Source organism: Promicromonospora panici (assembly GCF_900608595.1).
In the GTDB taxonomy this organism is placed as follows: domain Bacteria; phylum Actinomycetota; class Actinomycetes; order Actinomycetales; family Cellulomonadaceae; genus Promicromonospora; species Promicromonospora panici.
This window is the reverse complement of sequence record NZ_UWYY01000003.1, coordinates 376,192-383,608: the sequence shown is the minus strand read 5'-3', so window position 1 is coordinate 383,608 and position 7,417 is coordinate 376,192. Positions and strand designations below refer to the sequence as shown.

Below are 7,417 nucleotides of genomic sequence, written 5' to 3'. Positions count from 1 at the left end.
GAGCCCGTCCTCGAGGGGCGCGCGGCCAGCGTCGCGGCCGCCGTCGAGGAGCTGTCCGACTACCTGATCGGCCAGGACCCCCGGCGTATCGAGGAGCACTGGACGGTCCTGTACCGCGCCGGGTTCTACCGCGGCGGCGGCATCCACATGAGCGCGCTCGCTGGCATCGACCAAGCGCTCTGGGACATCAAGGGCAAGGCCCTCGGGGTGCCGGTGCACGACCTGCTGGGTGGCCGCGTGCGAGACCGGATCAAGGTCTACTCGTGGATCGGCGGCGACCGGCCCGCCGAGACTGCCGCCCAGGCCAAGGCCGCAGTCGAGCGGGGGTTCTCCGCGATCAAGATGAACGGCCCCGAGGAGCTGCAGTACCTCGACTCGCGCGACAAGGTCGAGCGGGTGGTCGCCAACGTGGCAGCGGTGCGCGAGGCGGTAGGCCCGGACATCGGCATCGGTGTCGACTTCCACGGACGCGTGCATCGCCCGATGGCCCGGGTTCTGCTGGACGCGCTGGCGCCCTATCACCTCATGTTCGTCGAGGAGCCGGTGCTGTCCGAACACGTCGACGGCATCGCCGACGTGCTGCGCAACTCGGCCACGCCGATCGCGCTCGGGGAGCGGCTGTACTCCCGGTGGGACTTCAAGGAGGTCATCACCTCGGGCGTCGTCGACATCATCCAGCCCGACCTGTCCCACGCCGGCGGCATCACCGAGGTCCGCAAGATCGCGGCGATGGCGGAGGCCTACGACATCGCCGTCGCCCCGCACTGCCCGCTCGGCCCGATTGCGCTGGCCTCCTGCCTGCAGCTCGATGCCGTCGCCTACAACGCGGTGATCCAGGAGCAGAGCCTCGGCATCCACTACAACACCTCGAACGACCTGCTCGACTACATCGCCGACCCGACGGTCTTCGCATACGAGGACGGCTCCGTCGCGATCCCGCAGGGACCCGGTCTGGGTATCGAGGTGGACGAGGACTACGTCCGCGAGCGTGCCGCGGATGGACACCGCTGGCGCAACCCGGTCTGGCGGCACGCCGACGGATCGTTCGCAGAGTGGTGACGCCCATGACCTTCCGGAACACGCGCACCATCGACCCCGGCCTGCACCGTCAGGCCACGCGGGCTCGGCTCGTCATCGCGGTGATGCTCTTCGTCACCGTCGTCATCAACTACCTCGACCGGGCCAACCTCTCGGTGGCGATGCCCGCCATCGCCGACGAGTACGGGCTCACCCCGCAGGCACAGGGTCTGCTGCTCAGCGCGTTCGGGTGGACCTATGCCGCCCTGCAGATCCCGGGCGGCTGGCTGATCGACCGGGTGTCGCCGCGGATCCTCTACCCGGCCTGCCTGATCCTGTGGTCGCTCGCGACGGCGTTCATGGGCCTCGCGGGCGGGTTCGTCGCCCTGATCGTGCTGCGGCTGCTGGTCGGCGTCCTCGAGGCGCCCGCGTACCCCATCAACAACCGCGTGGCGACCACCTGGTTCCCCGACAAGGAGCGGGCCACGGCCATCGGGTTCTACACGTCGGGCCAGTTCATCGGCCTCGCGCTGCTCACACCCGTGCTGACGTGGCTGCAGACGGCGTTCAGCTGGCACTGGGTCTTCATCGTCACCGGCGCCGTCGGCGTCGTCTGGGGCGTGGTCTGGTACGTCGTCTACCGCGAGCCCCGCGCCTCGAAGGCCAACGAGGCCGAGATCGCGCACATCGCGGACGGCGGCGGCCTCGTCGACATCGAGGCCGACATCCGGGCGGCGAGCCAGGAGAAGAAGAAGTTCGACGTCAAGGACTTCGCCTACGTGCTGCGCTCCCGCAAGCTGTGGGGTATCTACCTCGGGCAGTTCTGCCTCACCTCGACGCTGTGGTTCTTCCTGACCTGGTTCCCCACCTACCTCGTGGACTACCGCGGCATGGACTTCATCCAGTCCGGGTTCCTGGTCTCCCTGCCGTACCTCGCCGCGCTGGTCGGTGTCCTCCTGTCGGGCGTCGTGTCGGACGCGCTGCTCCGCCGGGGCCGGTCGCTCGGATTCGCACGCAAGGGGCCGATCATCGCCGGCCTGCTGCTGTCGACCGCCATGATCGGGGCCAACTTCACCGACAGCACAGCGCTCGTCATCACATTCCTGTGCATCGCGTTCTTCGGCAACGGGTTCGCGTCGATCACCTGGTCGCTGGTCTCGGCGCTCGCGCCGGAGCGACTGCTCGGCACGACAGGCGGCATGTTCAACTTCATCGGCAACCTGTCGTCCATCGCGACGCCGATCGTGATCGGGTTCCTCGTCAGCGAGACGAGCTTCGCCCCGGGCTTCGCGTACATCACGCTGGTCACGCTGGCGGGAATCGCGTCCTACGTCTTCCTCGTGGGTCGCGTCGAACGCATCCCCGACCGGGCCGACGGCGGGGTGCGGGACGTTACACAAGCGCGGGGCGCCCGGCCGCCGTCGGGCACATAGACTTGGCCCGTGACGTCACCCGCCACCGACCCGGCGAACGAGCCGGCAGGCCAGCCAGCGACCCCCCGACCGGTCATCGTCGTCGACTTCGGCGCGCAGTACGCCCAGCTGATCGCGCGCCGCGTGCGCGAGGCCAAGGTGTACTCGGAGATCGTGCCGCACACGTGGACCGTCGAGCAGATGCTCGCCAAGGACCCGGCGGCCATCATCCTGTCCGGCGGACCGTCCTCCGTGTACGCGGCGGGCGCCCCGTTCGTGGACCCCAAGCTGTTCGAGGCCGGCGTGCCGGTCATGGGCATCTGCTACGGGTTCCAGGCGATGGCCCAGGCGCTCGGCGGTGAGGTGGCGCAGACCGGCCTGAGCGAGTTCGGCGGCACCGAGGTCGAGGTCTGCTCGGCCGGCGTGCTGCTCGCCGACACCCCCGAGCACCAGACCGCCTGGATGAGCCACGGCGACGCCGTGCACCGCGCGCCGGTCGGGTTCGAGGTGCTCGCGACGTCGGACGGCTCGCCCGTCGCCGCCTTCGAGGACACCCGCCGCCGCCTGTACGGCGTGCAGTGGCACCCCGAGGTGCGGCACTCCGCACACGGTCAGACCGTGCTGGAGCACTTCCTCTACGAGGGCGCGGGACTCGAGCCCGACTGGACTCCCGACAACGTCATCGCCGACCAGGTGGCCGCGATCAAGGCACAGATCGGCGGCGCCCGCGTCATCTGCGCGCTGTCCGGCGGCGTCGACTCCGCGGTGGCCGCCGCGCTCGTGCAGCGGGCCGTGGGCGACCAGCTCACCTGCGTGCACGTCGACCACGGCCTCATGCGGGCCGGCGAGGTCGAGCAGATCGAGACCGACTTCGTCGCCTCGACCGGCGTGCGCCTCATCGTCCGCGACGAGAAGGAGCGCTTTCTGACGGCGCTCGCGGGCGTCAGCGACCCGGAGACCAAGCGCAAGATCATCGGCCGCGAGTTCATCCGCGTCTTCGAGGACGCGCAGCGGGACATCGTCGCCGAGGCCGGTGAGCACGGCGAGGAGGTCAAGTTCCTCGTGCAGGGCACGCTGTACCCCGACGTCGTCGAGTCCGGCGGCGGCGAGGGCGCGGCCAACATCAAGAGCCACCACAACGTGGGCGGCCTGCCCGACGACCTGGACTTCTCCCTGGTGGAGCCCCTGCGGACCCTGTTCAAGGACGAGGTCCGCGCGGTGGGCCGCGAGCTCGGGGTGCCCGAGGAGATCGTCTCGCGCCAGCCGTTCCCGGGCCCCGGCCTGGGCATCCGGATCGTCGGCGAGATCACCGCCGAGCGCCTGGAGATCCTCCGCCGCGCCGACGCGATCGCGCGCGAGGAGCTGACGAAGGCCGGCCTGGACAACGAGATCTGGCAGTGCCCCGTGGTGCTGCTCGCTGACGTCCGCTCGGTGGGCGTCCAGGGCGACGGTCGCACGTACGGTCACCCGATCGTGCTGCGCCCGGTCTCGTCCGAGGACGCGATGACGGCGGACTGGACGCGCCTGCCGTACGACGTGCTGTCGACTATCTCGACGCGCATCACCAACGAGGTGCGCGAGGTCAACCGCGTGGTGCTCGACGTGACGAGCAAGCCGCCGGGCACCATCGAGTGGGAGTGACGTCCCGCGGCCCCGCCCCTTCCGGGCGGGGCCGCGGTCGTCTCACCAGCCGTTGAAGTAGGCCCAGGTCAGTCCGACGAAGGTGCCGAGCAACATGTACGGGCCGAACGCGATGCCGGTCTTCCAGCCCGCACGCCGCCCGATCAGCAGAACTATCGCGACCACCCCGGCCAGGACGTGTGCGGCGAAGACGCCGACCAGCAGCGTGGTCCACGAGTACCACGCAAGGACGGCGCCCAGGCTCAGGGTGAGCTTGACGTCGCCGTAGCCGATCCCGCCGCGCGGGGTCAGCCAGTACAGCACCTGGTAGAGGGCGAAGAACGCCAGCCCGCCCAGCGCGGCCCGGCCGAGGGCGCTCCAGGCGCCGGTGCCGAGGGCCGCAAGTGCGAGCAGGGCCGCCGTCGCCCACGTCAGCGGAATGACCAGCGCGTTCGGCAGCCGTTGGGTGTGCGCGTCGATCACGCCGAGCGCCGCACCCGCCACGGCGAGGACGAAGTACGCCGGTGTGAGCCAGCCCGGACCGCTCGCCCAGACGGCCCAGATGGCGGCCGGCACGGCGAGAAAGCCGATGGCCCGGGCGTACGGCGCCACCTCGGCCCGCGCGCGCAGATACTGCCGGACGACGAAGGGCTGAGCCGGGCTGGTCGCAGCCGGTTCGGTGGGGCTCACCTGGGGAGGCTATCCGTGGGCCTTGATCGGCGCACCAGAACCGGGCCCGGGTCGAGGCGCTGAGATCCGCCGAACGTAGGAGTAGTCGCCGAATGAGGCCCGATAGAGCGACCAACCCTACGTTCGGCGAAGTAGTGCGATCAGGCCTACGTTCGGCGGCTCGGAACCGCCAGCGTCGCCGCCTCCTCGTACGCCTGCTCCGTCGCCGCCAGCACCTCCGGCCAGCCCACGCCCGACGGCGGGGTCGCGGCCCGCTCCAGCAGCCCGTCCAGCAGGCCGGGTTCGGTCACGAGCCGTACGAGCGCCGGGGCCAGCGAGCCGTCGTCGGGCACCAGGAGGCCCGTGCCGCCGTCGGCCACGCGCTCGGCAACGCCCGACTCGGCGTGGGCGATCACGGCCAGCCCCGCGGCCTGCGCCTCGAGCGCCGCGATGCCGAAGGCCTCCTCGGGGGAGGGCGCGGCGAACACATCGGCGCGTGCGTAGAGCCGCTTGAGCTCGGTGCCGGTGAGCCGTCCGGGCAGGGAGACGAAGTCGCGCAGACCGTGCTCCTCGACGAACCCCAGGGCTCTGGCGCGTTCCGGGCCGTCGCCGGCGAGCGTCACGAACAGTGCGTCGTCCGGGAGCTCCCGTGCGGCGTCGGCGACGGCGGCGAGCAGCGGTAGCATCCGCTTGCGTGCCGCGAACCGGGCCGCGGCCACGACGTGCACGGCCGGACCCTCGGGCCGCGCGCCGCGCTCGGTGCGCGGCACCCGCCAGGCCTCCAGGTCGAGGCCGTTGGGCAGGATCGCGACGTCGGGCGCACCGTCCGCCGGGTGCAGGAGCCGGCGCAGCGGTGCGGCCGTCAGCTCGCTCACCGCCGACCACCGCACGGGCCAGCGCGACCACCCGGCCACGGCGTCGGCCGCCGCGAACAGGCGCCAGGCGCCGCCCCACACGCTGTGCACCGTGAGCACCGCGGGCAGCCCCAGGCGGGTCACGGGCCGCAGCGCGCCCTGCGCGGTGGGGGCGAGCACTCCCATGTGCAGGTGTACGACGTCGGGCCGCTCGCCCCGGGCGGTCGCCTCCTGGAGGCGACCGGTCACGTGAGCGGTCGAGCGCGGGTGGATGGGCCAGCCGCCCGGGATGCGCGCAGCGATGCGGTGCACGGTGACACCGTGCTCGACGGCGGTGCTCACCCCGTGCGCGCCGGGGGCGGCAGGTGTGGTGGTGATGACCTCGACGTCGTGCCCGGCCGCCGCCTGCTGGCCGGCGAGCCGGCTTACCTGGGTCTCGATGCCGCCGAGCAGCGGGAGGTAGGTGTCCGAGACGTGGGTGATGCGCACGCTGTCATCCTCGCACCGACCGGCGCGGACCTCAGGACCACGCCGCGCGGTGAGGGTCGGATGTCGCCTCGCGCAGCAGCGCCTCCTCCACGAGCCGGGCGACGCCGACGATGTTCGCGTCGGCGCCGAGGGTGGACCGCTCGATCGCGAGGTCGCGGGTCATCAACGGGTGAGCGCCCTCGTAGATCTGGCTGCGGATCGCCGAGACGTACGGCTCGAGCGTCGACAGGGCGCCACCGAGATAGATCACGTTCGGGTTGAAGAAGTTGACGACGGCGCACAGCACCTCGCCGAGATGCCGACCTGCGGTCCGGACGAGCGTGGTGGCAACCGGGTCCGCGTCCCGGACGAGCGCGAGGACGTCCGCCGTCCTGGTCACGTCGTACTGCTTGGCGCGGAGCTCGCGCACCAGAGCCGCACCCGAGGACACCGTCTCGAGGCAGCCCCGGTTGCCGCACGAGCACGGGGTGTCCCCGGCCGCGGTGACGCGGGTGTGGGTGATGTCGCCCGCGGCCCCGGTGGCCCCGCGATGAATCTGCCCGTCCACGAGGACTCCGGCGCCGATCGCGGTGCCCGCCTTGACCGTCACGGAGTGCTGCGCGCGCGGCGACCGCGCGAAGTGCTCGCCGAGGGCCATCGCGTTGGCGTCGTTCTCGATCACGGAGGGCACCCCGAGCGCGTCCCCCAGCAGCGCACCGACGTCGCGCCCCGACCAGCCCGGCATCCGCGAAGGGCTCTCGACCGTCCGGTGCCGCAGGTCCACCGGGCCGGGCAGCGCGATGCCTGCCCCGGCGAGGGAACCGTCGAGCCCGAGCCGCCCGGCCAGCGCGAGAAGCTCGCGGCTGAGCTCCGCGATGACGTTCTCGGCGCCGGTCGCCAGGTCGACGGGAACCTCGCTCGTACCGGCGATGCCGCCGCCGCGACGCACGATCCCCAGGCGCGCGTGCCCGCCGCCCAGGTCGATGGCGCCGATGAACCCCGTGCTGCCGACGAGGCGCAGCTCCCGGGGCCGGCGTCCGCCGCTCGAGGTGGTGGTGCCGCCCTCGGTGACGAGCCCCCGGGCGATGAGCGACTGGACGTGCTGGGAGATCGTCGACGCGGAGAGGCCCAGGTTCTCGGCCAGCTCTCGGCGTGAGCGGGCGCGGCCCGATCCGATCAGTACGAGGATCCGGTTCTCTGCGGCTGTGGCTGAAGTCTGTCGGGGCATGGATCTCCGGGGTTCGAGCCAACGGGAGCGTCGCGTTTGGGGACTTCTTACGGCACAGCAGTAACTCTATGGTTACTCTTCCTCTATTTTTCGGTTGAGATCTTACGTCTAGTGTCAAAAGGGTCGGACGATTCGCGCCGACCTGCCGA

The 7,417-nt window shown here is 71.5% G+C and carries 6 protein-coding genes; 3 read left to right on the top strand and 3 right to left on the bottom strand.

Annotation, left to right across the window (positions count from 1 at the left end; translation table 11 throughout):
- From dgoD to guaA, 3 genes are all read left to right on the top strand, one after another.
- Nucleotides 1-1,059: galactonate dehydratase (dgoD, locus tag EW117_RS05170; RefSeq protein ID WP_129784353.1), on the top strand; the 1,059-nt coding region annotated here is incomplete at its 5' end.
- Between the two features lie 5 nt (nucleotides 1,060-1,064).
- Nucleotides 1,065-2,450, top strand: coding sequence for an MFS transporter (locus EW117_RS05165; protein ID WP_129784351.1), 1,386 nt, complete (start codon nucleotides 1,065-1,067; stop codon nucleotides 2,448-2,450).
- A 9-nt stretch (nucleotides 2,451-2,459) separates the two neighbouring features.
- Nucleotides 2,460-4,070 (top strand): glutamine-hydrolyzing GMP synthase, encoded by a 1,611-nt coding sequence (guaA, locus tag EW117_RS05160; protein WP_277986445.1) that lies wholly within the window; start codon nucleotides 2,460-2,462, stop codon nucleotides 4,068-4,070.
- Nucleotides 4,071-4,112: 42 nt separating this feature from the next.
- Here guaA and EW117_RS05155 read toward each other — a convergent pair whose 3' ends face one another.
- The 3 genes from EW117_RS05155 to EW117_RS05145 form a co-directional block, all read right to left on the bottom strand.
- A complete protein-coding gene (locus EW117_RS05155) occupies nucleotides 4,113-4,739 on the bottom strand; it encodes a prepilin peptidase (protein ID WP_129784349.1) in 627 nt (208 codons plus the stop codon).
- A gap of 146 nt (nucleotides 4,740-4,885) precedes the next feature.
- On the bottom strand, nucleotides 4,886-6,061 hold the full coding sequence (locus tag EW117_RS05150; protein ID WP_129784347.1) for a glycosyltransferase family 4 protein: 1,176 nt from the start codon (nucleotides 6,059-6,061) through the stop codon (nucleotides 4,886-4,888).
- Nucleotides 6,062-6,092: 31 nt separating this feature from the next.
- A complete protein-coding gene (locus tag EW117_RS05145) occupies nucleotides 6,093-7,268 on the bottom strand; it encodes an ROK family transcriptional regulator (protein WP_129784345.1) in 1,176 nt (391 codons plus the stop codon).
- Nucleotides 7,269-7,417 lie beyond the last annotated feature (149 nt).